Origin of the sequence: Neobacillus phoenicis, assembly GCF_047302305.1 — a bacterium.
Taxonomy (GTDB): Bacteria; Bacillota; Bacilli; order Bacillales; family Cytobacillaceae; genus Neobacillus.
Genome location: NZ_CP154847.1, coordinates 702,331 through 727,640, shown reverse-complemented (window position 1 = coordinate 727,640; position 25,310 = coordinate 702,331). Strand labels below are relative to the sequence as shown.

The 25,310-nt window shown below is 39.5% G+C and carries 31 protein-coding genes; 7 read left to right on the top strand and 24 right to left on the bottom strand.

Annotated elements, in window-relative coordinates; translation table 11 throughout:
• Positions 1-17: 17 nt before the first annotated feature.
• From AA0X95_RS03725 to AA0X95_RS03710, 4 genes are all read right to left on the bottom strand, one after another.
• Positions 18-1,289, bottom strand: coding sequence for a Ger(x)C family spore germination protein (locus AA0X95_RS03725; protein ID WP_413305519.1), 1,272 nt, complete (start codon positions 1,287-1,289; stop codon positions 18-20).
• Positions 1,286-2,380 (bottom strand): GerAB/ArcD/ProY family transporter, encoded by a 1,095-nt coding sequence (locus tag AA0X95_RS03720; protein WP_413305516.1) that lies wholly within the window; start codon positions 2,378-2,380, stop codon positions 1,286-1,288. The genes AA0X95_RS03725 and AA0X95_RS03720 overlap by 4 nt, the downstream gene beginning before the upstream one ends.
• 14 nt (positions 2,381-2,394) lie before the next feature.
• Positions 2,395-3,912 (bottom strand): spore germination protein, encoded by a 1,518-nt coding sequence (locus AA0X95_RS03715; RefSeq protein ID WP_413305513.1) that lies wholly within the window; start codon positions 3,910-3,912, stop codon positions 2,395-2,397.
• A gap of 388 nt (positions 3,913-4,300) precedes the next feature.
• Positions 4,301-4,708 (bottom strand): hypothetical protein, encoded by a 408-nt coding sequence (locus AA0X95_RS03710; RefSeq protein WP_413305510.1) that lies wholly within the window; start codon positions 4,706-4,708, stop codon positions 4,301-4,303.
• Positions 4,709-4,933: 225 nt separating this feature from the next.
• On the opposite strand from AA0X95_RS03710, the gene AA0X95_RS03705 reads away from it, so the two are divergent.
• From AA0X95_RS03705 to AA0X95_RS03685, 5 genes are all read left to right on the top strand, one after another.
• Complete coding sequence (locus AA0X95_RS03705; protein ID WP_413305508.1) at positions 4,934-5,425, top strand: S-Ena type endospore appendage; 492 nt, start codon at positions 4,934-4,936, stop codon at positions 5,423-5,425.
• Positions 5,426-5,576: 151 nt separating this feature from the next.
• Positions 5,577-5,927 (top strand): hypothetical protein, encoded by a 351-nt coding sequence (locus AA0X95_RS03700; RefSeq protein WP_413305505.1) that lies wholly within the window; start codon positions 5,577-5,579, stop codon positions 5,925-5,927.
• A gap of 166 nt (positions 5,928-6,093) precedes the next feature.
• Positions 6,094-6,444, top strand: a complete 351-nt coding sequence (locus AA0X95_RS03695) for a hypothetical protein (RefSeq protein ID WP_413305503.1) — start codon at positions 6,094-6,096, stop codon at positions 6,442-6,444.
• Positions 6,445-6,655: 211 nt separating this feature from the next.
• Complete coding sequence (locus AA0X95_RS03690; RefSeq protein WP_413305500.1) at positions 6,656-7,225, top strand: CBO0543 family protein; 570 nt, start codon at positions 6,656-6,658, stop codon at positions 7,223-7,225.
• 301 nt (positions 7,226-7,526) lie between these two features.
• Positions 7,527-8,042 carry a type 1 glutamine amidotransferase domain-containing protein gene (locus AA0X95_RS03685; RefSeq protein WP_413305497.1) on the top strand — a complete coding sequence of 172 codons (516 nt, stop codon included), beginning with the start codon at positions 7,527-7,529 and terminating at the stop codon, positions 8,040-8,042.
• Between the two features lie 263 nt (positions 8,043-8,305).
• Here the strand turns inward: AA0X95_RS03685 and wrbA are convergent, their stop codons facing one another.
• The 16 genes from wrbA to AA0X95_RS03605 form a co-directional block, all read right to left on the bottom strand.
• The gene (gene wrbA / locus AA0X95_RS03680; protein WP_413305495.1) at positions 8,306-8,917 is read right to left on the bottom strand and encodes an NAD(P)H:quinone oxidoreductase; all 612 of its coding nucleotides are present in this window, start codon (positions 8,915-8,917) and stop codon (positions 8,306-8,308) included.
• 99 nt (positions 8,918-9,016) lie between these two features.
• Positions 9,017-9,628 carry an alpha/beta hydrolase gene (locus AA0X95_RS03675; RefSeq protein ID WP_413305493.1) on the bottom strand — a complete coding sequence of 204 codons (612 nt, stop codon included), beginning with the start codon at positions 9,626-9,628 and terminating at the stop codon, positions 9,017-9,019.
• Positions 9,628-10,572 (bottom strand): ring-cleaving dioxygenase, encoded by a 945-nt coding sequence (locus tag AA0X95_RS03670; RefSeq protein ID WP_413305490.1) that lies wholly within the window; start codon positions 10,570-10,572, stop codon positions 9,628-9,630. Before AA0X95_RS03670 ends, AA0X95_RS03675 begins: the two co-directional genes overlap by 1 nt.
• Positions 10,573-10,608: 36 nt before the next feature.
• Positions 10,609-11,217 carry a flavin reductase family protein gene (locus tag AA0X95_RS03665; protein ID WP_413309834.1) on the bottom strand — a complete coding sequence of 203 codons (609 nt, stop codon included), beginning with the start codon at positions 11,215-11,217 and terminating at the stop codon, positions 10,609-10,611.
• 23 nt (positions 11,218-11,240) lie between these two features.
• Positions 11,241-12,179, bottom strand: a complete 939-nt coding sequence (locus tag AA0X95_RS03660) for a ring-cleaving dioxygenase (RefSeq protein WP_413305487.1) — start codon at positions 12,177-12,179, stop codon at positions 11,241-11,243.
• 233 nt (positions 12,180-12,412) lie between these two features.
• Complete coding sequence (locus AA0X95_RS03655) at positions 12,413-12,811, bottom strand: DoxX family protein (RefSeq protein WP_413305485.1); 399 nt, start codon at positions 12,809-12,811, stop codon at positions 12,413-12,415.
• Between the two features lie 60 nt (positions 12,812-12,871).
• Complete coding sequence (locus AA0X95_RS03650; protein WP_413305482.1) at positions 12,872-13,294, bottom strand: MarR family winged helix-turn-helix transcriptional regulator; 423 nt, start codon at positions 13,292-13,294, stop codon at positions 12,872-12,874.
• Positions 13,295-13,651: 357 nt separating this feature from the next.
• On the bottom strand, positions 13,652-14,362 hold the full coding sequence (locus AA0X95_RS03645) for a DUF4386 domain-containing protein (RefSeq protein ID WP_413305479.1): 711 nt from the start codon (positions 14,360-14,362) through the stop codon (positions 13,652-13,654).
• Positions 14,363-14,404: 42 nt separating this feature from the next.
• Complete coding sequence (locus AA0X95_RS03640; protein ID WP_335526214.1) at positions 14,405-14,629, bottom strand: helix-turn-helix transcriptional regulator; 225 nt, start codon at positions 14,627-14,629, stop codon at positions 14,405-14,407.
• Between the two features lies 1 nt (position 14,630).
• Entirely contained in the window at positions 14,631-15,077 is a 447-nt protein-coding gene (locus AA0X95_RS03635) for a hypothetical protein (protein ID WP_413305476.1), read from the bottom strand.
• Between the two features lie 385 nt (positions 15,078-15,462).
• Positions 15,463-15,795 (bottom strand): hypothetical protein, encoded by a 333-nt coding sequence (locus AA0X95_RS03630; RefSeq protein ID WP_413305474.1) that lies wholly within the window; start codon positions 15,793-15,795, stop codon positions 15,463-15,465.
• 117 nt (positions 15,796-15,912) lie between these two features.
• The gene (locus AA0X95_RS03625) at positions 15,913-16,113 is read right to left on the bottom strand and encodes a hypothetical protein (RefSeq protein ID WP_413305472.1); all 201 of its coding nucleotides are present in this window, start codon (positions 16,111-16,113) and stop codon (positions 15,913-15,915) included.
• Between the two features lie 133 nt (positions 16,114-16,246).
• Complete coding sequence (locus AA0X95_RS03620; protein ID WP_413305469.1) at positions 16,247-16,771, bottom strand: methylated-DNA--[protein]-cysteine S-methyltransferase; 525 nt, start codon at positions 16,769-16,771, stop codon at positions 16,247-16,249.
• Complete coding sequence (locus AA0X95_RS03615; protein ID WP_413305466.1) at positions 16,764-17,648, bottom strand: DNA-3-methyladenine glycosylase family protein; 885 nt, start codon at positions 17,646-17,648, stop codon at positions 16,764-16,766. Before AA0X95_RS03615 ends, AA0X95_RS03620 begins: the two co-directional genes overlap by 8 nt.
• Before the next feature lies 1 nt (position 17,649).
• Positions 17,650-18,219, bottom strand: coding sequence for a bifunctional transcriptional activator/DNA repair enzyme AdaA (locus AA0X95_RS03610; RefSeq protein WP_413305463.1), 570 nt, complete (start codon positions 18,217-18,219; stop codon positions 17,650-17,652).
• A 162-nt stretch (positions 18,220-18,381) separates the two neighbouring features.
• Positions 18,382-18,981: a hypothetical protein gene (locus AA0X95_RS03605; protein ID WP_413305461.1), complete on the bottom strand. Its 600-nt coding sequence runs from the start codon at positions 18,979-18,981 to the stop codon at positions 18,382-18,384.
• Positions 18,982-19,207: 226 nt separating this feature from the next.
• Here AA0X95_RS03605 and AA0X95_RS03600 point away from each other — a divergent pair, with 226 nt between their 5' ends.
• Positions 19,208-19,699 (top strand): hypothetical protein, encoded by a 492-nt coding sequence (locus tag AA0X95_RS03600; RefSeq protein WP_413305459.1) that lies wholly within the window; start codon positions 19,208-19,210, stop codon positions 19,697-19,699.
• Positions 19,700-20,187: 488 nt separating this feature from the next.
• Here AA0X95_RS03600 and AA0X95_RS03595 read toward each other — a convergent pair whose 3' ends face one another.
• The 3 genes from AA0X95_RS03595 to AA0X95_RS03585 all read right to left on the bottom strand — a co-directional run bounded on the left by AA0X95_RS03595 (position 20,188) and on the right by AA0X95_RS03585 (position 23,995).
• Entirely contained in the window at positions 20,188-20,877 is a 690-nt protein-coding gene (locus AA0X95_RS03595; RefSeq protein ID WP_413305456.1) for a glycosyltransferase, read from the bottom strand.
• Between the two features lie 16 nt (positions 20,878-20,893).
• Positions 20,894-22,342: a glycosyltransferase family 2 protein gene (locus AA0X95_RS03590; protein WP_413305454.1), complete on the bottom strand. Its 1,449-nt coding sequence runs from the start codon at positions 22,340-22,342 to the stop codon at positions 20,894-20,896.
• 174 nt (positions 22,343-22,516) lie between these two features.
• Positions 22,517-23,995, bottom strand: coding sequence for a SulP family inorganic anion transporter (locus AA0X95_RS03585; protein ID WP_413305451.1), 1,479 nt, complete (start codon positions 23,993-23,995; stop codon positions 22,517-22,519).
• 418 nt (positions 23,996-24,413) lie between these two features.
• On the opposite strand from AA0X95_RS03585, the gene AA0X95_RS03580 reads away from it, so the two are divergent.
• A complete protein-coding gene (locus AA0X95_RS03580) occupies positions 24,414-24,593 on the top strand; it encodes a hypothetical protein (protein WP_413305448.1) in 180 nt (59 codons plus the stop codon).
• Between the two features lie 287 nt (positions 24,594-24,880).
• Here AA0X95_RS03580 and AA0X95_RS03575 read toward each other — a convergent pair whose 3' ends face one another.
• Positions 24,881-25,300, bottom strand: a complete 420-nt coding sequence (locus AA0X95_RS03575) for a universal stress protein (RefSeq protein WP_413305446.1) — start codon at positions 25,298-25,300, stop codon at positions 24,881-24,883.
• Positions 25,301-25,310 lie beyond the last annotated feature (10 nt).

The window sequence follows — 25,310 nt, the reverse complement described above, 5'->3', positions numbered from 1 at the left end:
CCACAAAATCAACATCATTAGTCTCTCACCTTTTCCAATTTACCCTCTTTGATCTGTTTCCCGAACCCAATAAATCGAACATCTACCTCTACATGAATATCCGCATAGGGGAAGTTTTTTTTCGTCCAATCCCAGGATTCATATTCCTTCACAGAACTAAATAATGGGCGAATTTCCAATGACCAATAAAATGGTTCCGATTTGAATGTTTCTTGTGATTTTTGAACCAAGTTCGTTAATCTTTTTTCCAGTAAACCCTCGATATTATCTTTTAATATTTTCTGCTTCTTCAAGTCATCACCGTACCCAATCATACTTGGAATGGAGACCAACTCTAATTCCAAAGGAACCTTCACATCTATTTTAGGAGGAAGACCCTTTCTCCTTTTCATTTTGACCTCTGTGCTCACTTTCTTTCTAATTCTTGCACTAATCTTAAACCTTTCTTTGAGAGGATCCGGATAGCTAACGAACATATCTTCAATCTCTGAGGTATTGTCTAGCAACAAAGAAGCTCTTGTTTCTTCTCCGCTTAACCTTCCAATCATCCGTCCCTCTTTGAAAACTGCTGAACCAATAAATTGAACAGGATTTCCACCTTTCTTCGGCACTTCACCCGCTTTATATTTATCCTCTTCATTGAAGTTATTTAGTCCGTCTTTACTCTTATAAGACCCATACATGGCTAAAAATAAGTCACCATCAGCGTCAGTGATATTGACGAACCGATTGAGTGTGGAATGAGGAACCATCCCCGTCTCAACGGAACGATCGATAATAAATTGAAAATATTTGTGGGGTTGAACGCCCATTTCCGGTTTATTATTTTTGATAAAATCAGCAGCCTTCCCTTCTGTAACTAGAAGACTCGTTTCCCTGCGAATTTCTCTTTCTTTTAAAGTAGTAGTAATAAAATTATAAAATTCTGGCCGTTTCGCTAATTCCTCTGATACCGCAATAACCATCGTGTGAGTAAAGGACACTTGCCTAGTGACAAAGGAATTGGCCGTATTTTTAGCCGTGACAAAATCAGGTGCGGTTAACGTTATAATATCCCGCTTTGCCTGTTCTGCTCCCCCTCCGCTATCGGCCGTTTGAGCGCTTGCTTTTGGGTTGGCAAATTGGAAGGTAACATCAAGTGCTTGTTCTTTCTTTAAATTAATGTTACTCGGCATATCCAGGCCAATCGCCACCACGTAAGACATCTCTTCGACTTCTTTCTTATCCCAACACCCCGTCAAAAAAAGAGATAGTAAAATGACAAAAAGGGAGATTCTCTTACCTCTCATCTTTTCATAACCTCCTTCACCTTGATCGTCAGCCAAAGAAGGGGTGGTAACGTTAAGAAAAAGTATTTTGAATAGATTAGCATTTTATCTCTCAAAACGAATACATTCTCAATTTGGTTCTCAGGCATCATACCAATCAGCAACACAAGGATTGTAAGTGGAAAAATTGTTTGTTCAAATTCACCAATTCCAAACAAAGAACCGAATATTTTGCTTAGCACATACAAATAGATAGAAAATTTGATGAAAATCCCTAGAAGCCAAAAGGTCAAATACAATGTTTCAATGTTTTTAATACTGCTTCCCAGGGATACAAATCGTGTGGCTTCATTGAAGGGGTAGGTAATTTTATCAATACTTCGATAATCAAATACCAAGCTGTACAAACAATAAAATAGAGCCATCCCCATGACAGTCATACTTAAAGAAAGTAGGATCCCTTTCGTATAGACTCCTCGGCTTTTTACCAATGGATAGACCATTGCAAGAGCCACTGCCTCTCCATAAATAGATGTATAAGAAAAGCTAATTTTCGCTAGTTCTATTTTCCCTGGCCCAAATAAAGGGAAAATACGCTTCACTTCTCCTTGTGCAAACAAAAGAAAACCCAATAATATCATCACAATAATAATGTACGGGATAATCATCCATGCAACGGAGCCAATGGATTCCCACCCTTTTTTCGCTAAATAAAAAGAAATGACAAGAAAAATTCCATATAAGGCGAAGAGTGGAGTCTTAGGAAAATTCATAGTGATTAGCTGATCAGAATAACTCCTTGTATCGATTGCGGTTGCAAACAAAACAATAGAAAATAAACCAAACCCGATCAAAAAACCCACATACTTACCAAAGGTTAAGTAGATAATTTCCATCAGGTTTTTCTGCTGAAATTTCCCTAAAACATGATTTAATATAACCAACGCTGGCAGCATAACGAGAAAAGAGCCTAGAACCACCATCCAAGCGGCATTCAGAGCTTTCCCATACAATAAGGTAGTTGTCATATCCCCTGCCTTCGTACCAATTAGCAGAACAATGATTGACAAAAATTCTTTTCCACCTATTTGATCTTTTTCAACTTTAACCACGATACCACCTAACTTTACTCATTTTCAGTGGATTCTTTTGTGATGTCACCCGTTTTCACATAAGCAGGTCTAAACTTTTCATTTTTTAGCGTTCTCCGGAATATGGTATCCTTCGAAGACCTATAATTTGGTGTTAACGGAGCAAAATAAGGAACTCCAAATGATTTCGTGACTGATAAATACGATAACCCCATAATAAAACAACCCACCATCCCAAAGATGCCAAACAGGCTAGAAGCAAGGAGAAAAATAAATCGGGCAATCCGCATTGCATAATTCAAATTGACGTCCCCAATAGCAAAAGAAGATAACCCTGTTAACGCTACAACGATGACGACAATGGGACTTACAATGTTTGCTTCAACAGCTGCCTGACCCAAAATAAGGGCGCCTACGATCCCAATCGTGGGTCCGATTGGCGAGGGAACCCTAATACCGGCTTCTCGTATTAACTCAAAGGACAATTCCATGATTAACAATTCCAATATGGCAGGGAAAGGAACTTTCTCCCTGGCACCAGCGATCGCTAAAAGTAAATCTGTTGGAATCATTTCGACGTGATAATTAGTAATAGCAATATAAATGGATGGAACAAACAAGGTGATAAAAATAGCGATACTTCTAAGGAACCTTGTAAAATTCCCATAAGCAAATCGGAAATAATGATCGTCTGCTGAATGGAAAAAAGACCAAAAAGTTGCTGGTAGAATTAGTGCAAAGGGTGAATTGTCCATCAATACGGTTATATATCCATCTTCTATAAAAGATGCCGCTCGATCCGGTCGTTCTGTTTGTAAAATAGTAGGTAATAGACTCGATTTTCTGTCTTCAATGTATTGTACTAATAGGCTAAGATTTTGCACAGCATCCTTTTCGATGGACTCAATTCGCTGTTTTACCTCTTTTAAAAGTCGTTCACCCACCAACTCTTTGTTATAAACAAGGTATATTTCATTATGGGATCGACTACCTACAATTATTTTTTCTACCATAAAATCTTTGCTATGAATCTTTTTTCTGATAAGCGAGATATTGGTATCCGCTTTTTCATTAAACGCCTCTTTTGGACCCAATAAAGTCGTTTCGTTTTGCGGTTTTTCTACATTTCTACCTGCAGCCATGGCTGTTTTCATCACATAGGAACTCTTTTCACCCTCTAGTAAAAGCAAGGTGTCGCCTACATTTAAATCGTCGATGGCTTGTTTGACCATCCGCTCCTCTTTCACTGCGCTTATACTGACTAATGAAGGGAGCTCTTTAATTGCTTTTTCCCCTGTGACAAGCTGCTTGATAATTTCCTCATCGATTACCTTTGAATCTGCTAATGAAGGAATATAAAATAGTGCAGCTTGTTTTTTCAAGGAATAAACCTGAAATTCTCGTACCATAAAGTCCTTATTCTCAGGGAAAGAATATATTGATTTGATTAAAGCAATATCCGCTCCTAGGTCCCCTGAAAATGGTGCTTGTTCCTGAAACTCTCTTTTATCACTATCACCCTTAGGTTTATATTTAAAAAATGAACCTCTCATTGCGTACCCACCTTTGAAACTTCTCAACTTTTCCGAGGTGTAACAAAAAAATGTACATACCCATTAATATGGTTCACCATCTATCCATTTATTCAAATCCCATATGAACGATGAACCTAGTAACTAGGTATATTTTTTACCTTTCACAAAGACTTTCGTGCGAAACACCTAGACAAGAAGGACCTAATTGCGATTGAACTTGAAAACGGTGCGATAAAAAAGTTAAGATGCTAAAAGATGATCCCTATATTAATTTATTAATTAGGGGCCATCTTTTTTTGATTCGATTGGATTCAAGTAAATAAAAAGAACCGATAGATGGAACACTTTTTCAAATGTCCCATCTATCGGTACCATATTAACCATTCTGATCGATTCGCTCTTACTATTAGGTGGGTTGAATATTGGTCGATCTTCGTTTTTTCCTTAAGACCCGCGTTTCCAGAAAATAAGTAGGTATGATGATGGCTGCCCAGATGGCGAAATAATTAAGAACGACTAAAAATGGATTGCTGCTGCCACCGTGGCCTTCTTTTCCGTCTCTATCACCAAATTTTCCTCGGTGAAAATCTTCTCCGTTAGGCGGTCCCTGATTTGAACTCGCTGTGGTTGTATTCCCTGTGTTTCCATTAGTAGATCCCAGCCCGATTTGTTGCATTTGCTCATGCCGGAAATTACCCATGCTTGGTGTAGCGGTTGAAGCAAACCATTGGATTCCACCTGCCAAAATGGCGAGTGACAGAACAACAGATGCGATGACACCTTTTCGAAGCTTTCCTTCCTTGGATTTAAACACTCTTTTACAGATACTCATCACCCATTGGTAGTTCAATCCGATGTGAGCAAGAATAAAACAGCCTTAACCTTTAACACAGTCTAAAAAATAAAAATCACTTGCAGAAAAATTCCTCCTTCTCTTTTGAGATCATATATAGCCTATTTTTATATTTACATGGACCCTGTCCAATCCAATCCAGTAAAGTTTCATATGATGGTATCAACTGAAAGGGGTGTTTAGGTTTTGGGCAAAAGGTATTACGGAGAAATATGGGATCCCTATCAAGAAAGATGCAATGATTGTGAACATTTTTATTGCACTTGTGATAAGGAAAAAAAGAAGCAAAAAGTGGAACATATCGTCAAAGTGGAAGTGAAACCACCTAAAGAGCGGCATGGAAAGGTGGTATGTAACAGTATATGTGGAAATCTATTATTGAACAATCAAACTTCCAATTTGGAAATTTGGAAACAACGAGCCAGGACTGATGCTATCGTAAATATCTCCGTTTTCAATAACACCAGAAGTACAGGCTCTATTAGGGTTCTCGTCACTCGTACTGGCAGAAGTCCAGTTGAGTTTACCGTCCCTCCTGGTAATACAAATTCAGCCTCTGTTGATCATGTAGATTCGATTACGGTATCCCAGGTTGGCGACGGGATAACAGAAGGTAAATTCTGCTTGGACTTTTGTTTCGTTATTTTTGACGAAAAAGACAAAGGTAAGGAAAATTAGGAAGATCGGCAGATAAAAGGTGACCAGGCATGGTCACCTTTATTATTTTTATAAAATTATTAAATAAATCCACATTTGCACAGGACAACCTTGGACAAGTTGCATTAAATAAAGAGTAATAAAAATTTAGAAAAAGAGAGGGGGGATTTCTATGTGTGGAGGATCTTTTGGTAACCGTATTACTGTTTTACCTGCTGATAGACACTGCTGTCCTGAAGGCCAAATATTTGTAGAAGAGATTTGTGGTAACGCAGTTGGACAATATCTTGGACCAGTTTGGATTGCACCAACACCTAATGATTATTTTCAAGGTACTTTTACAGTAACAAATACTGGCGCAACTGTCATTGAAATCGGAGCTAACGGTGTAGCAACTACACCTGTACCAGTAGGTACTACAGTATCCATTTCTGTTGTTAACCCAACTTCTTTTGATATTGGTGTAGATGCTGGCGATAGCGCTCGATATTGCATCAAATTGTACAAGCGTGTTCTTGCTTAACAGGGTCTAAATTAAAAAGGGGTCTATTATTGGGCCTGGCCTAATAATAGACCTTTTAAAACTTTGAAAAATCTTTTAAAAATCAACATTTGCACTGAACCATTTCGGACATGCTGCATTTAATAGAGTGTAGTAATAATTCTTGAAATGAAAGGGAGAGATCAATATGTGCGGAGGATCATTTGATAATCGCATTACTGTTTTACCAGCTAATAGACACTGCTGTCCAGAAGGAGAGATTTTTGTAGAGGAGATTTGCGGAAACGCTCTTGGACAATATCTTGGACCAGTTTGGATCGCACCTACACCTAATGATTATTTTCAAGGTACTTTTACAGTAACTAATACTGGTGCATCTGTCATTGAAATCGGAGCTAATGGTGTAGCAACTACTCCTGTACCAGTAGGAACTACAGTATCCATTTCCGTTGTTAACCCAACTTCTTTTGATATTGGTGTAGACGCTGGAGATAGTGCTCGATATTGCATCAAGTTGTACAAACGTGTTCTTGCTTAAAAGGTGAACCATCACAATAGTCTTGTATGAGGCTAGCCTAAACTAGGCAATAGCGTTAAAAGAGACTTACAAAATTAAATAGCAAAAAGGAAGAGCTTGTTTTAATAAAAACAGGCTCTTTTTATATTTATAAAGGACATCGACAAAGTATAAAAGAGTGTAAAGCTGAAAAAAATACCATTAATTATGTTTCTAGAGAGAGGTTATACACATGGCATATGAGGAAGGTCTCGCTCAATCAGAAAAAGCCTATCACCAATTTACTGAGGTCAGTTCGTTTTTTGCAAAAGCTGTGAGAGAAGATTTTCTTTCGACATGGCAATGGTGGTTTGGTTTGGCATTGTTTATCGTCCCATGGGTTGTTTGGTTCCTAGTCAGGGATAAAAATAGTACGGGGCGTCTTCTTTTAGGAGGCTTATTGACCGTCATTTTGGCACTTACAATTGATCTTGCCGCCTTATCTCTTGGGCTGTGGTCTTATCCGATGACAATTATCCCTCTAGCACCTTTTCTTTTTTTACCATATCACTATTCTTTAGCACCCGTTGGGGTTATGCTCGCTCTACAGATCAAGCCAAAGATGAATCCCTTATTAAAAGGAGCCATATTCTCTGCCCTTGCTGCTTTTGGAGGAATGAAGTTCTTTGACGCAATCGGCTTTTATGACCCGAAACATTGGTCCTCTTTTTATGATTTTATTATTTTTCTACTCCTTTATTTTACAGCTTATTGGGTTACGAAAATGGAGAGCTTTTCTAAACTAGATAAAGGAACAAGCTAAGAAGCATATTTTTGCTTCTTTTTTTTGTAAAAAGGAAAGTAGGCATGCATCCAATCATACGAAGGTGATGGCTCATAATCTACTGTGACATGACATGAAAGGATGATAAGAATGTATTATTACATACTTTATCACCACTACCACCCGTGGTATAAGCCAATGGTCGTTCCCTTTATTCCTCCACCGCCGGTACCACCAGCTGCTGTTACCTACCGGAATTTTTTCGTTCCTTATTAACTCGTTTCAACCGAGTTAGAGAAGGGTATCTTATTCAAGAGACTTGGATAAGGAGTGAATGAATGTGGGTAAAAAAATTGCTGTTGTAGTAACTGATCATTTTGAGGATTCCGAGTATATGGAACCAGTACAGTCCTTTAAGGAAAAGGGCCATGCGATTACGACAATCGAAATGGAGAAGGATAAAACCGTGAAGGGAAAGCAGGGAACCAGCGAAGTTGTCATTGATGCAAGCATTGATGATGTCTCTCCTGAGGATTTTGATGCACTCTTCATTCCAGGAGGTTTTTCACCGGATATTCTTCGTGCAGACCAGCGTTTTGTCCTCTTCGCTAAAGCATTTATGGATGCGAAAAAACCTGTCTTAGCCATCTGCCATGGACCACAACTGCTAATCACTGCTGAAACGCTTCAAGGGCGTGATGTAACGGGCTATAAATCTATTCATGTAGATTTAAAGAATGCAGGCGGCCATTTGCATGACAAAGAAGTAGTCGTGTGCCAGAATCAGCTAGTCACTAGTAGACAACCAGATGACATACCGGCCTTTGTTGAAGAGAGTTTGCGAATATTAGGTTAGCAGAAAGGCAGCGGGATGTTCCCTCTGCCTTTTTTATGTACCAATGAGCAAGATATTCATACGTTTATCGTTTGATCAATGAGAATTCTACAAAAATGAGGAGGAATTCTACAAAATTTGAAAATTATTTTCCAATGCACCCTGCCAAGTTAAAAGGAGTCCCATTCATGATTTAAGCTATTTTTCCTTGCGAAAGATTAACTATCTCTCGCCAGATATCAAAAAAAAGCTAATCGACCATCGTCAATTAGCTTCTCTATCCTTTATTGATTCGCTTTTTTAACCCATTCTGCAACTGTAACTGTACGTTTCGCTTGGTGTTTAACCGCAGCTTGAACATCTTCAATCATTTTTCCATCTTGCCCCACGGTCACGCTTGTTCCATAAGGGTTTCCACCAGCACCGAACGTTACAGGATCTGTATAACCAGGAGCAGCAACGATTGCTCCCCAGTGATACATAGTCGTATAAAGCGATAATATTGTAGCTTCTTGTCCGCCATGTGGATTTTGAGCAGAGGTCATCGCACTTACAACCTTATTTACCAGTTTTCCGTTAAACCATAGACCACCAGTTGTATCGAGGAATTGCTTCATTTGTGAAGGCATATTTCCAAATCTAGTAGGTACACTGAAAATGATGGCATCCGCCCACTCTAAGTCTTCCAATTGAACCTCTGGTACATCATTTGTTGCATCTACATGTGCTTTCCAAACCGGATTGCCTTCAATCGCTGATTGTGGCGCAAGTTCTGGAACCTTTACTATTTTTACCTCCGCACCAACTTCTTTTGCTCCTTCTTCGGCCCATTTTGCTAGTTGATAGTTTGTGCCACCCATGCTGTAATAAACCACAGCTAATTTTACATTTGTCATTTTTTCTGTCTCCTTATCAGACGAATTTCCAAACAGATTGGATAGGATACCCAATTCAACACACCACCTATTATGTCTTTTTTCTATAATTCCATTCATTTATTTAATGATTACTTTGCGATACCAATCAGCCGCTGCTTCCACCTCTTGAAGTGTTAATTGATGACCTCTATTCTCCCAATGAAGTTCCACATTCGCATGAGCCTTTTCTAGTAAGTATTGTAGTTCGGTCGATTCCATTGGCGAGCAAATCGGATCATTTGTCCCAGCAGCAATAAACACCGACTTACCTGATAAATCAGGAAGATCGATCCCTTTTCTTGGTACCATGGGGTGGTGGAGAATAGCACCCTTTAAGGCGTTTTGATAATGGAACAATAAACTGGCCGCTATATTTGCACCGTTAGAGTATCCAACAGCGAATATGTTATCTCGGTCGAAACCATATTTTTCTGCTGCTTCATCTAAAAACTCATTTAGTTCTTTTGTTCGAAAAATAAGGTCTTCTATATCGAATACCCCCTCCGCTAATCTTCGGAAAAATCGAGGCATTCCATTTTCTAATACATTTCCGCGAACGCTCAATACAGAAGCTTCCTCATCTATTCTTCCTGCAAGAGGCAACAAATCTAACTCATTGCCACCCGTACCATGAAGCATTAATAGCGTTGGTTTTGTCGAATCTTTCCCTTTATTGAAAATATGTTTCATTATTTATCTCCTTCCAGAACTCGAACCTCCACCTGCGGTAAAGTTTCTTCTAATTCTTCTCTTTTGGACTCTAACCAAGACGGTAGCATAAGTTTTTTTCCAAGTACATGAGCAGGTTCATCTATCTCAAAACCTGGTGGGTCAGTGGATATTTCGAAAAGGATTCCCCCTGCTTCATGAAAATAAAGAGCCTTGAAGTAGTTTCGGTCCAGAATCTCTGTCGGATAATATCCATTTTCAACAAGAAGGGACCTCCACCTTTGATGATCGTCCTCATCCTTTGCTCTCCATGCTATATGGTGAACCGTCCCTGCTCCCATCAGTCCCCTGACTGATGGATTTAACTGAATATCGATAGTATTCCCAACATTGCCTTCAGACTTAAATCGTAGAAATTCATTCTCTTGACCCATGCATTCTAATCCCAACACATTTTCTAGCACGTCTGTCGTTTTATGTGGCTGTGCCGAAAACAGAACAGCACCGCCAAATCCTTTAATCGCATTTTCTGGTTGAACTCCTCCAAAATTCCAAGTATTCCTTGGTCCCTCGTCTCTTTCAGTCAATTCAATTTGAAGTCCGTCAGGGTCGTTAAATTTTATATATTTTTCACCAAAACGAAGGGATGCGGTAAATTCAACACCAAATTTATCTAATCGTTTCTCCCAAAATAGAGCGGTACCTTTCGGGATAACATAACTAGTTACGCCGACCTGCCCCGTTCCAATTCGACCTTTCAGCTGTTTAGCCCAAGGGAAAAAAGTTATAACAGTACCTGGTTGGCCCGTGTCATTCCCAAAATAAAGATGGTACACTTCTGGCCGATCGAAATTAATCGTTTTTTTAACAAGTCGTAAACCCAGTACACCTGCATAAAAGTCGATGTTCCTTTGAGCATCATTCACCATTGCTGTAATATGATGGATCCCTGCTGTTTTTTGCATGCTACCCCTCCATTTTTCAATGGGATATAAAACGAATTAATTCGGTCTTTCAATTTCAAAAATCTCACCAATTTTTGCGTAATTATTGCCAGCCAATCTGCTAACTGCAGCTAATTCCTTTGGATTGATTCTTCCATTTTCATAAATGTCACTTTCGATATGAAATTGAACAACTTTTCCTATTATCAAATCACACCCCGGGGTATCCAAGCCAGCCAATTCCAAGGAATGCTCTACTATACATTCCATTCTAATTTTCGCTTCCTTCACTCCAGGAACTGATATTTTCATACTTTCTACCGGTGTTAAGTTAGCTAACTCTATTTCACTTTGATCAGGAGGAAGGCTTGCTGCTGTTTTATTTATTTTTTCAACATTTTGCTCATCAACGATATGAACCACAAATTGCTTGGATTCGATCATGTTTCTCGCTGTATCCTTTTGCCTCCCTGATGACCGTTGGATCGATAAAGAAATCATTGGGGGATTAGATGACACGATATTAAAATAACTAAATGGTGCCCCATTTAAAACACCGTCTTTTGAAAGAGTTGTGACAAAAGCGATTGGCCTAGGTATGATGCTACCTATTAGAAATTTATAATTGTCTCTTTCAGATAATGATGCAGGGTCGATTGAAAGCAAAGAAATCATTCCTTTTCACATAATCAGTCTATTTCTCTTACATCAAACGGTAGTAACACTTGTTCAATTTGTGCTCTTTGTGGCTCATACTGTGTTGGCAGCATCAATTTTTCTCCCATTGTCGCTAGGGACTCATCATGAGCAAATCCCGGAGGATCCGTTGCGATTTCAAACAGGATCTCTCCGTGCTCTCTAAAGTAAATTGCATTAAAGTAGTTTCTATCCCGGACAGCAGTAACACCATAGCCATTTGCCGCCACATATTGCTGCCAATCAAGTTGATCCTGGTCATCAATCGCACGCCATGCGATATGGTGAACGGTTCCTACTCCCATACGGCCGCGGCCAATCGGAGTTAATTTAAGGTCAATCACATTCCCAATATCTCCTGTTGAACGATACCGAGCAAAGTCATATTCTTTACCGATTAATTCAAGGCCCATTACTTTTTCTAATAATTCAGCTGTTCTGTTCGGCTGGGTTGATAATAGTGTGGCACCGCCAAAGCCTTTAATCGCCACTTCTGGTGTTACGTCACCGAAGGTCCATTGATTGATTTCTCCTTCTTCTCTTTCAACGATTTCTAAGTGAAGACCGTGTGGATCATCAAATTCCAGATACTGCTCTCCAAAGCGTTCCATGATGGTAAAAGAAACATTGAACTTCTCTAACCTTCTTTTCCAAAATTCCATGGCCCCGCTTGGAACAACGTATGATGTGACACCTACCTGGCCGTCCCCAATGGTTCCTTGACGAGCTCCTGCCCATGGAAAAAATGTAATGATGGTTCCAGGCTTCCCACCTTCGTTCCCAAAATACAGGTGATACGTTCCTGGATCATCAAAATTCACTGTTTTCTTAACTAAACGCAGACCCAACACGCCTGCATAAAAATCCACGTTTTCCTGGGGATGGCCTACGATGGCTGTAATATGGTGAATACCCATTGTTTTCTTGCTCATTTATTACCCCTCCTTATAAAAATTCAATGTTTATCTTAATCCTTTTAAAAGTAGGCTTTATTAAAGTTGACAGTTGATTTCCGCTCCAGGTGCGAGCGGTTCGCGGGCGTGCCGGGGAGCCTCCTCGTCGCTTGCGCTCCTGCAGGGTCTCCCCTGCCCCATACTCCCGCAGGAGTCTTCGCACCTTCCGCTCCAATCAACTGTTTGCAAATTAACATATTGTTTTACATAGCCTAAAAGAAAAATATATCTAGCGCATATTTGCCAGGACCTATTAAAGCGACACCAATAGCTACTGCCAGTAAAGTTAGGTTATATTCATATCCATTTGATGTTGCCCATAATCCGTTTGGAGCATGCACTTTTACAATAGCCATGATCATGGTTCCTGCAATCAACAGTGCAGCAAGCGGAGTTAAGAATCCTACAGCAAACAAAATACCACCAATAAGTTCTGCCAACCCTGCGAAAAGCGCCATGGTTACACCTGGTTTCATTCCAATGGATTCAAACCAGCCTCCTGTACCTTTTAACCCGTAGCCGCCAAACCAACCAAACAATTTTTGAGCCCCATGACCAATGAATAATACACCAACAACTAAACGAATGATTAATAAACCAAGATTTATCATTATTATATCCTCCTAAATTTTTATTTATCTCGATTTCGAGATATATTTCCAAAAAAAATATTAACTTTCACTACTTACTTTTTTCAAAAGTTTAACCAATAGCTCCGACTCATGAGAATCTAAAGAACCAAACATGTGATCCACTAGTTCTTGATGTTTCGGCATGATTTCCTCCATCAAGTTATTGCCTTGATCAGTTAAATCCACATGTATGGCTCTCCGATCATTTGGGCAAGCGCTGCGATTTAACATGCCTTTCTGTTCCAATCTATCAATAACATAGGTCATAGAACCACTTGAAATTAATATTCTGTGACCAATTTGTTGTATGGTTTGTTTTCCTTTGTAATAAAGCACTTCTAGAACAGAAAATTCTGTAATACTCAGGTTGTATTTTGTCATTTCTACCTTTATTCTCTCCTGAATTTCTTTGGATGTTTGCATCAATACAAGAAAGGGCAAATTGGTACATTTTCTGTTCATCCTCTCACCTCCTGTTTTATTTCGAATTAAGATATCTTGAATCTGAGATAATAATAAAACTTTTTTACGTTTATGTCAATAGACCTTTTTAAATAAATGAAAGATTTAAGGAATGGATTCATTTTTTGGCATATAACAATTCAACCATGTATATGGTGAAACACGGGAGGAATAAACATAAGGGGGGCTTGTAATGCTTACAATAGCCATTATCGTTACTGCTATTGCAGCCGTTATAACCATCGTTGCAGTGATTCATTCGATCCGTAATCGGAATTAATTTTTGCATTGAATGATTAAAACCCCTTCTCAATTGAGAGGGGCTTATTTTTGTGGAGAGAAAATATGTTGAAACGTTTAATTAGACACTACTTTTTTTGCGGATAGGGAAGCAAGTACGGATTCATTGAATCCTTTCACGATGAGCCAGACGGCTAATATCATTTCATTCGCTGCCACTGGCAGTGACAAAAGGCTCCATACAGAAATTTGTTGAATGACACCGAACATGACTAACAATCCATAAATAAAAACAAGTGTTGACCCTGTTATACCTAAGACGGAGATAAACCTTGGTACGAGCTTGGTTTTATAAAATATATAACTGTACATCATCGTATTGATGCCCAGCATGAAAAGGGGGCCAAGCATAAATGTCCAGTCATGGATGGCTTTTAATACAGTACCTGAAGCTTGAAAAGAGGCGGTATCCGGGGCTCCTGCTGCTACAAATTCCCGGCTTAAGGTCAATAGGGACAGTACGCTGATGACACCAATCGTAATAATGATGGCTTCAAGAAACCTGAAGCACACATGCCAAAGAGCGATCGTTTCATTATACTTTCTTAAAATAGGAAACATGGTCGTTGCCGTACCCACCGCTGAGGCAACAAGAATTAACTCCATAAGTGCCCCCACGACCACCTGGTTTGCGTGTTCGGAGCCATTAATCAGATAATCGGGGCCGTTTAGGATCGGGTCGTATAAAAGAAGACCGATGACCGCCGTAACGGCTGCCAGTATAAACAGGACACCCACCAATTTTGCTGCTCTTTTGTTTGAATTCATTTTATTCTCCCCTTTTAATAAATTCAAAAACAATCCTCGTTCCTACTGCTTTGTTTGGTCACCGTAAAAGAATACCTCTTCCAACGGTAAGTTAAAGGCGTGAGCAATGCGAAAAGCGAGTTCTAGAGATGGGGAGTAGTTTCCCTTTTCGAGAGCCACGATGGTTTGTCTTGTTACACCCACCTTGTCAGCCAATTGCTGCTGGGTCATTTCATCATGATTGAATCGTAATTTGCGAATGTGATTGCCGACAAGAATTTTTCCCATTTTATACTCCTCTCCTATAGTGATAAAGTTTCGTAACGGAGCCGGTCACATCGGAAAGGAATCCTGCAATAATCAGGATCACGAACATCACCTGTGAAGGCTGATAGAAAGCAAGCGAGCCCATTGCAAGTAGAAAGCCGATGATAAACACAAAAAAGGAATTTCGGTTTGCTTTTAAATCAATTAACTTATCTAGTTCATCGGCAAATTTCGGTTCCTTTTCTTTGGTCGTTATTCTGAAGACGATGTTAAAAATAATGCTAATCAAGATGTGCGCGACTATTGATACCAAAGTTAAGATGAGGACAAAGGAGCCCCAATAACGAAAGGTTTCGGTCGATTCCAGACCCCCTTCAGGATGCTGAGGATACATGTACAAGCTGTAGGATACGAAGATGAGTATGGCGCTGATCAACGTTACGATGCTTTTCTTTTCTTGATAAGTCATGGTTCACACCTCCCTCATATAAAATTCCAAATTAAGTAAACTATGTTATACATAATGTAACAAGAACCATACATGATGTCAAGTAAACTTTACATAAATGGGCGGCGGTGGCTAATTAGTCAAAGTTAAAATTTTGGGTAGGGGTTGCACCAGGCACTGGTTGTTTGGGTGGTTGGGTGGTGGTGGCTGATATGTTGTTGAAAGTGGACGATAAAGTTTGAAAAGTGGCAGATAAATTTTAAAAGTGGCAGATATCCTTGTGAAAGAGGTCGATATCTGTTTTTTCCACCCGAACAAGGACTTTTTGGATAGCCAATCGAGGCTATTGACGACCGTAATAAATAAAAAGTGCGTAAATCCTAAGAATTTACGCACCTTGTATTTATTATTTAATTCGTCCAGTTGATTTTCGCATTAAAATAAAACTTATAAGATATGTAAAACTGGTAATCCCAAAAAGGAGGAATATACCCGGAGTCATTAGTAAATAGAGACTTAAAGGTAAAGACCAAATGAATGCAATTAACATAAAGATTGTTTTTGAGCGATAATAAGAAAAAATGGCTGCAAAAGCCGGAAAGACCAGCATAAATAAGGTTATGAGTGTGGAATCAAAACTAGCTTGATTTGAGTATGGATTGAAGAAGTTTAAGATCAACCATAAGATGATGGATATTATTGCCGCAACTAAACCAATAGCGGATGGCTTAATTGACATTCATTTACCCCCTCCTTTTTATATACAACAATACCATAAATATCTAATTTATAGTAAATAAGCGATCGCCGTCGGTCAGCAATCGCTCTCGTCTTTCTATTCTTAACAGATTTCCACCTAGTAAAATAAAGAAGTTAATAGCTTGGAAATAACATCAGAACTGCCAGGCATCAATAGTAGTAAGGATGTAACGATGAACACGATTCCAGTAACGGATAGCAACATAGATTTTTTTACAGGGGCAAAAAAGCCTTTTAGTACACCTACTCCAAGAAGGACTACACCTATAAAGAGTAATAGTAAATAATAGAAACCCATTCCCACTCACCTCATAGTTCTGACTCATTAATAGGCCATTCTGTCTCATCTTTACATACATAGTAATTTTATGTATGTAGTTATCCTATGTATAAGATTAAACTATGATACCCTTTAAGTAAATACATTTGTATTATTTTTCCTGTTCAATATTTTTACCGTTCTCTTTCGTACGGCTTTCAACCTTCAATGGGCATAAGTTCTTCTCATGCAGCAAAAGCCATTCCTTTCTCCAGAGCCCTCCCGCATATCCAGTCAATTTTCCATTCGAGCCAATGATCCGATGGCAAGGGATTACGATGCTCAACTTATTTTTTCCATTGGCACTTCCCACCGCTCTGATGGCCTTATCGTTTCCCATTGAAACGGCGATGTCTTTGTAAGATGCCGTAACACCAAACGGAATACCTTTCAAAGTTTCCCATACCTTTTGCTGAAATGCCGTTCCAGCAACGATACAAGGAAAAGTAAAGGTCTGCCGCTCTCCCCTGAAGTATTCATTCAACTCGCTATACGCATCCTCTAACACTTTAGGTGTCGTAGACTCTCTCGCATACAACGGTTTGTCCCTTTCAGTAAACAAAATAGACAGAATCCCTTCACTCGTGCCTACTATTTCGACCACTCCAATTGGAGATGGGTAATCCAATTTATACATATAAAGACCTCCAAAGATAAAACACCGCGTAAGCTTCCCAGCCTGTCCAGCCCGCCGCCATTTCTTTCAATTCATCCAAAGTGGGCTTTCGCTCAAGCCCTAATTGAATTCTAACTGCATTATGAAGACCCACGTCTGTAATAGGAAACGCTGCACTTTGATGAAGGCACTTCATCATCACATAATCGGCTGTCCACGAACCAATCCCTCTTAATTTAGTCAAATAAGTATGGATCTGTTGATAGTCCTCCATCTTAAGTAGATTTTCCCTCGATAATTCCCCATTCACCATGGCTCGAGAAACACCAATCACATACTCCGCCTTTCTAGCCGTGAATTGAAGATCCTTTAATGTATCTACTTCTATTTCTGCAATCCTATCAAAAGTAGGATACAACCAGTAGGTTTCTCCATCAAACGTCACACTTTCGCCAAACCGTTCCACAAACCGTTTCCTTAAGGTGTAAGCAAAGGTCAGATTGATTTGCTGCCCCATAATCGCCCATGTCAGTGCTTCGAACAAATCTGGTATGCCAATAATCCGTAATCCTCTATATTTACTTACTACTGGCTGCAACATCTGATCATTCCGTGCCATTTCAAAAAATCCAAATAAATCCCGGTCCAAATCAAACCAGTCCACTACATACTTTGCAGCCATTTTTTGAGCATCCAAAGTGGGGTTACCCATTGGAAATTCAACCTGAAGCGCATCATTCTTGTAACTGATTTTCAATAAAACGAGCTCTTGTTCAACCTTAAGCAACTTAAATACATATCCATCGCTAATCTTGTGCAGTAATTCCTGGTCGGACCGGCCTAGAAAAACTAAACATTCCTTAAAATTAAAGTCCTTTGGGGTTTTAATCTCAATCATCCTATGCGCCACCTTCCTGAGACTGACTCCTATACTCACTCGGTGTACACTTTTTCCACTGTCTAAACACCCTATAAAAATTAGAAGGACTCTGAAACCCCACTTCATAGCAAATATCCAGGTTCGCCAGTCCTGTGCTTTTCAGCAAAAAGGCTGCTTTATCTATTCTTATTTTTTCCAAGTAGGTTCGCGGTGTTTCTTCTGTTTCCTTCTTAAAAAGTCTTTCCAAATAGTAGGGACTCATGCCGATATGAGCAGAAATATCCTCCAAATTGAGATTCGCCTTATAGTGCTCTGCAAGGTACACCATCACACTTCGTACAAGTGCTTCGTGCGGGGAATGTTCGGCCTCCGGCTGGCATCTCTTGCATGCCCGGTAGCCCGCCTTTTCCGCATCACTCATCTCGGAATAGAATTCCACATTCCTTTTCTTCGGCTTTCTGGATCGGCAGGATGGCCTGCAGTAAATCTTGGTCGTTTTCACTGCGGTATAAAAAAGTCCATCATATGACCGGTCACAAGCAAGGATTTTCTCCCACATTTCATCAAACGAAAAATTAAGCTGGGCCATCAGGGAAACTCCCCTTTCTTGGATTTCTCCTTAACTGACTCCCATTTTACAAGAAGTCCGGCTTGCATTCATCCTCATTCTTGCTCTTACTGTCTGATTATTTTTTTCGTACCAATAGAAAAAGCTGCTAGGATAGCAGCCTTTTCATGTACACCCTTTATATCAGACGCAAGTAAATGATTGGATTTGGCGGAGGCTAATTCCGAAATACATCCATCTGAATCCAGTCCAACGGTACCCGGCGACTGAGTCTCGGCCAACAAAGATTGGGAAGAACCAGAACTGTTCACGTCCCCTTAGCCATATATACGTAAATCTAAAAAGGCATCGTCTAATCCCGCCTGGGTCAACGGCAAATGCGGTTGCTTGTTGTTGGGGAACATACGAAGGCGGTGGAGTTGTTGGCGGTCCGGATGTTGGACCCCCTTGGCCCGGTTGCCCTGATGGCCCTTGACCAGGCGGCCCGAATGGTGGCTGGAACCCTCCTCCTTGGCCAGGTGGTCCGAACGGCGGTTGGAACCCTCCTCCTTGGCCCGATCCTCCAAATGGCGGCAAAAATCCTCCTCCTTGGCCTGACCCTCCAAATGGCGGCAAAAATCCTCCTCCTTGGCCTGACCCTCCAAATGGCGGCAAAAACCCGCCAAATTGTCTGTCATCATGGGTTGTATAATGATATTCCACCTGCTGAACGGGAGCTGAATAACCATAAACTTGTTGATTATATGGATTGTTATCATACGGATTTACATAACTAGGATACATACCTCGCACTCCTTACATTTTCATCTCCCCTCATCCTATTCAATAGTCATACGCCTAACAACTTGTTCTATAAGAAATGGGCTTTTGCCCTAAAAAGGGGACAGTCCCCCAGCGCTTTAAAGCGCTGGGGGACTGTCCCTAATTATCATATAGGCTCTCCCTTACATATAAATGTTTTAGGGGGATTTTAGGTCCACCGTCTGCCTTAATTAATGGAGGTATGAATATGATCAATTTTTATTCATTTCATGGGACCGTCACCATGATTAGTGATTTTTTCACTGGGCAAACTGGCGAAGGAGAAGGCTGCTATCAATTAATGTCCGTAGAAAATGGAGTTGGAGGAACCGTAAATTTCGTCGTGTCTCCAACCACTTACTTTGTAGACCATGCAATGGTGAAAGTCGGAGATCGAGTCACTGGATATTATGATGGAAATGCACCTGTACCGCTTATTTATCCACCACAATATCGGGCACTTGTCATGGTAAAAGATAGTCCATACCAGAATGTAAAAGTATCCTATTTTGATAGTCAACTAGTGAGTAGCGATGGCCAATTACGATTAAATCTCTCTCCTTATACCCAAATGGTCTTAACCAATGGGCAACTCTTTTCAAAAAGCCCTGCGAACCGAGATCTCATCGTTATTTATGGACCTGCCACGAAAAGTATCCCGGCTCAAACCACGCCATATCGAATTATCGTTTTATGTTAGAGGGCATTAGTTCTTCTGAAACAAAAATAGCAGCCAAACTCGGCTGCTATTTTTATGTTTGATCTATTTAGTTTACTTTCTTGGCATTCTTGATAGTTTAATAAACACTCCTAACCCCGCAAAGAAAAAACCTAAACAGAACAAACTTGCCGGACTACCCCATACGATCTCACTCATCACACTACCCCCTATAATTTTTATAATCATTCTACTTTCTTCTTATAATTAGTATTCTATTAATAGGTAAATATTCCCTCTTTTAAATCATCCACTTTTGGGATTTGTAGAACAACTGTAGTTCCTTTCCCCGGTTACCGATTTAACACTCTCTGCACTTCAGGTTGGTTTGACGACATTATATAGTAAATCCACTACTTACTGATTATGTAAATATAAAATATAATAAAAAGGGTAGTTACTACTTCAGTATGAGGTTAAGAGAATGATAGTAATAAAATCTGCCGCTTTAAAGGCAGCAGATTTATACTTTATCCATCTTTCCTTTTTGACACGAAAGATGGAAAATCATCCGTTTCAGCGATTAAATCTCCCCACGACATAAGATCCTCATCAGAGATTTTCCAAGTGTGATTTTCTGCGTTATGCCGGATTGCAGCAAAATCATAACGGTCAGTTGAATAGATAGTAAATCCTTTTTTTTTGCTTTCATCAATGAAAAAGTAATCTTCGGCACGATTCACTTTTTCAAAACGAATATAATAAAATATTTCTTTTCTAAACATTAACGTCGCACCTGCCACCGAGTCGGTCAAAGTGTTCTCATTTCCATTTACATGTATGAGTGCTTTCCTGTTTTTAAAATAGATAAAACACGCGCTTTTACCCACAATAGAAACATTCCTGTCCTCAAATGCCGGCATTGAGTTCGTAATATAATCAGGACCGTAATAGTCATCATCGTCAAATTTAGCAATGATATCATAATTAGCTAGTAATACCCCATAATTCAAACAATCACCTAGGGTTGCTTTTTCATGTAATTGATAGACTCTGACATTCGGATAGTCCATGGCCTTTTGAATCCATTTGTCCATGTCCATCGAATCTCTATTCAAAATAATGATTAATTCTTTATCCTTCCACGTTTGTTGCTGGTAATTAGTAAACACATTATCCATGAACTCTTCTCTAATCGTACAAGTAATGATGGATACCACTTTCATACTCCTCCCATTAGTTTTCGTTTATAATCTTGTCTAAAAATTCAGTTAAATTAGGATATTTTTTCAGCTTATTTATTTGTTTCATATCATTTTTCAAATCATTTCTTGCTTTTGCATTAAAGCCTGCTGCACCTAAGAGATTAAAGTGACGAATATCGACCTCAAGAAGGAGGATTATGGTTTCTAAAATACAAATGAATCTTTCACTGAAGCTTTGGAAGTGAGTAGGATTGGATTGTAACAGTAATTTATATTCCTTTAATATATGATTCATGGTCAGTAAATCGGTCATTCTAGCAAGCTCTAATCCCAAGATCAATACATCCACGTCATGATGTTTAATGCTAAAGAGACCAAAGTTGCCAACTGCCTCTTTCCATTTCCTTTCCTGCACCGGATGCTCCTGGTGGTATGTGACGATTTCATTACTGATTTTATATTGAGCTCCCATTTGATATAAACGATAGCCTAATTCCCAATCTTCATATCCGTAATGATAAAATTCCTCATCGAACAAGCCAGCTTGTATGATTAATTCCCTGCGGATCGACATGTTCCCTGTTAGAAAGGCCATCCAAGGAAAGGCAAACCCTTCCAAATCCTGATTAAAGTTCCTTACTATTTGTTGGTACCATGGGTATGCATTGAATGATAGATTTTTGAAACTTTTTTGGGCTATTTCCCTTTTATCTATTAATGGATACGGGCGATCGAGAGGGAATTTACACTGTTTATATCTTGAATACAGTTCTTGATTTTGTTTGGTTAAGTCAGCCACTTTTTTTATTTGTTGCTCGGAGAAAGTAGGGAAAATACATGAATACAATGCCCTTAAATACATAGCCCCCGATAAAATTAGATTATTTTGGTTCTGATGATTTTTATAATGATTTTCAACGAAGTTGGGCTCAGTCAGCATTTCTGCATCGAGAAAAATAAGGACACTCCCTCTTGCAGCTTGAATGCCCACATTTCTGACTCTAGCTCTACCAACCCTTTCTGTATTACGAATATACTTGAAATGATAAGGGGGTTGATAGGTTTTAAGTTGTCCTTCGGTTTCATCCGTCGAAGCATCATCAATAAGAATTACTTCCATTTTAGCTGGATCAAAGGTTTGATATTCGAGTGAGTAGAGGGTAAATAAATTTAGTGGATACTTGTTTTGGGATGGAATAATAATGCTAACCTCAATATCTCCATTTGGAATTTTTGCTATTCCTTTGCTAGCATTGTCTAGTGGAACATGATCTGTATTTATTTTTTCCCTTTCACGTTTGATACTTTTTGACCATGGAAAATCATTATTTTTGGTTTTTTTACTTTTGATATTTCTTGACCAGTTAAAATGACTAATCATGGTTTTCATATCTTGAGATAACTTTTCTAATGACTCCAATGACTTTACAATGGAATTTACACTTGTCTTTACCTGTTCATCCAAATGACGTCCAAACATAAAGCACCCCTTTACCTTTCTATAAAATTGACTCGTCCAATTGTTTTGGCTTTTATAGAATATGAGTACTAATGGAACGTGACTAGACTTCCTCCTAGTTTCGATAATTTTTTACATATTTTTAGGGACAGTCCCCCGGCGCTTTAGCGCAACGGGGGACTGTCCCCACCCTTATCAATGCCCAGCGACTTTCTCTAGTCCGCCCGGCTTATTATGAACGGCAATTTTTTCAAGGAGCTTGTTGCTTTCCGTATTTACTCCTTTTAGATTTACTTTAACTCCGTTTTGGTGGTACTTAATGACCACTTTATCAATGGCGCCCACAGCTGAGTCGTCCCAAAGGTGAGCATTCGATAAATCTAATTCAATTTCATCGACGTTCTCTTTATAATCAAAGCTATTAACAAAGTCTGTGACCGAAGCAAAGAAAAGTTGGCCTGAAACATGGTACACCTTCTTATGTGAACCTTCGGCTGCTAGACTTGTGACCTTCACTTTTGAAATCTTTGCTGCAAAGAAAATCGCACTTAAAATGATTCCAATTAAAACACCTTTCGATAAATCATGTGTTTTAATTACCGTAGAGACAGTGACAACCATAACAAGTGTATCCGTGACTGGCACCTTCTTAAAGGATTTTAAGCAAGACCAATCAAAGGTACCAATCGATACCATGAACATAACCCCGACAAGGGCTGCCATTGGAATCTGCACGAGGAAGCCTTTTAACGAAACGATTAAGGTCATTAGAAATACACCGGCTACCAGCGTAGACAGTCGTCCACGTCCACCGGATTTCACATTAATCACCGACTGGCCGATCATCGCACATCCGGCCATACCGCCAAAGAAAGCAGAAACAATGTTGGCGATCCCTTGTCCACGTGCTTCTTTATTCTTATCACTTTGCGTATCTGTCATGTCATCCACAATTGAAGCGGTTAATAATGACTCTACTAGACCCACGATAGCGATAGATAAAGAATATGGAAAAATAATTTGGAGTGTCTCAAAGTTTAATGGAATATCCGGAATCATGAATATAGGCAGCTTGGATGTTAATTCACCCATATCTCCTACCGTACGTACATCACTTCCTGTAAAAATAGAAATCGCCGTGATCACGAGAATAGCCACTAATGGTGATGGGACCGCTTTTGTAAAACGAGGCAGTATATAAATGATCGCAAGAGCGCCCGCAACCATCGCATACATTTGCCATGATTCGCCCACAAAATGAGGCAACTGTGCCGCGAAAATCAAGATGGCTAGTGCGTTAACAAACCCAGTCATAACCGAACGCGGTACAAACTTCATCAACCGACCTAGCTTTAACGCACCCATAATGATTTGGATGACACCTGTTAACACTGTGGCTGCAAGTAAATATTGCAACCCGTGGTCTCTCACCAAGGTCGTCATTAATAGCGCAGTTGCACCTGTAGCAGCTGAAATCATCCCAGGTCTACCACCGACAAAAGCAATCGTAACGGCAATACAGAAAGATGCGTATAGCCCGATCATTGGATCTACCCCGGCAATAATAGAGAAAGCAATCGCTTCTGGAATTAAAGCCATAGCTACCACAATCCCTGCCAACACATCTCCCTTGATGTTTCCAAACCATTCATATTTAATTGTACTTACATTCAAATCTAGCACATCTCCCTTTGTTTTGTTTTTATTTAATTGACTTTCAACTCTCATGAAAGTCGGGGCCGTTGATAACAGAACATAGTATAAAGGAATGTGACAAATTTGTGAAACTTAATGTAAGCGGACACATTTTATCTTAACTTTGATTTCCTTCTCTTTTCTTTGTTTTTCAATATAACATCAAAAATTTATCTGGGAGTTACATCCATAATAAAAAGACCCTTAATGGGTCTCAGAATGTCGAGAAAGATTGTATCTGTGCAATTTTTCATATTTAGATAAAAGAACTAATTCTTCAATAGACACAAATCCATATTCACTTTGGCTAAACTTTTGGCTTAAAAATATTTATTTCACCACTTATTTTTAGGCTTTTTTCTAAAAGTTTGTTGCTTTTTGGATTCGCCGATAAACTTTGAAATTCGCTGATAAAGTGGTTCAATTCGCTGATAAATATGAAAAAATCGCTGATAAAACAGATTCACTAATTAATAAAGTACCGTTTTACACCTTATTTGTTAGTGAATCGGAGTTTGAACGGATTAATAACAACATTCTTTACGAAAACAGCCTATTTTTATTATTTATTAGATGAATGGAAGGTTCTAATTGAATACGCACTGTTGATTGGAGCGGAAGGCGGCGAAGACTCCTGCGGGAGAACGGGGCAGGGGAGACCCCGCAGGAGCGAAGCGACGAGGAGGCTCACCGGCACGCCCGCGGAAAGCGAAGCCGCCTGGAGCGGAAATCAACATACTAATTTGAAGCTCTATATAATACTAGCATCACATGTAATTAATGCGGTAAATCATTAAAGGGTTCATATGAAATAAAGACTATCGAAAGTTTTCGACAGCCTAAGACCCTTAATGGGTCTCCGAATTATTTCACGATCAATACAGGACAGTTTGCCCGCTTCGCGACTTTATGACTCACACTTCCGAGCACGAATTCCTGAAGGGCATTTAGTCCTCTACTCCCAATAATAACGATTTCAAAGTGGTTTTTATTCACGTAATCAACTATCGTTGGACCAGGATCACCGTGGAGAATGATAAGCTCATAGGCGACTCCTGATTCCTTCGCCATTCTCTCTACTTCCCTCATTCGTCTCTTACGGGCATCACCAATATCTGCGGCATTCCAATGACTAAGGACATCAGACTTCACTTTGTCATGATCCACAACATAAATGACTTCAATCTTGGAGTTAGAGCTGCATTTTGCCATATGTATTGCATTTTCTGCTGCCCTCTTGGAGTGTTCAGAACCATCTGTTGCCAACGCAATTTTCTTATACATCCCCATACCC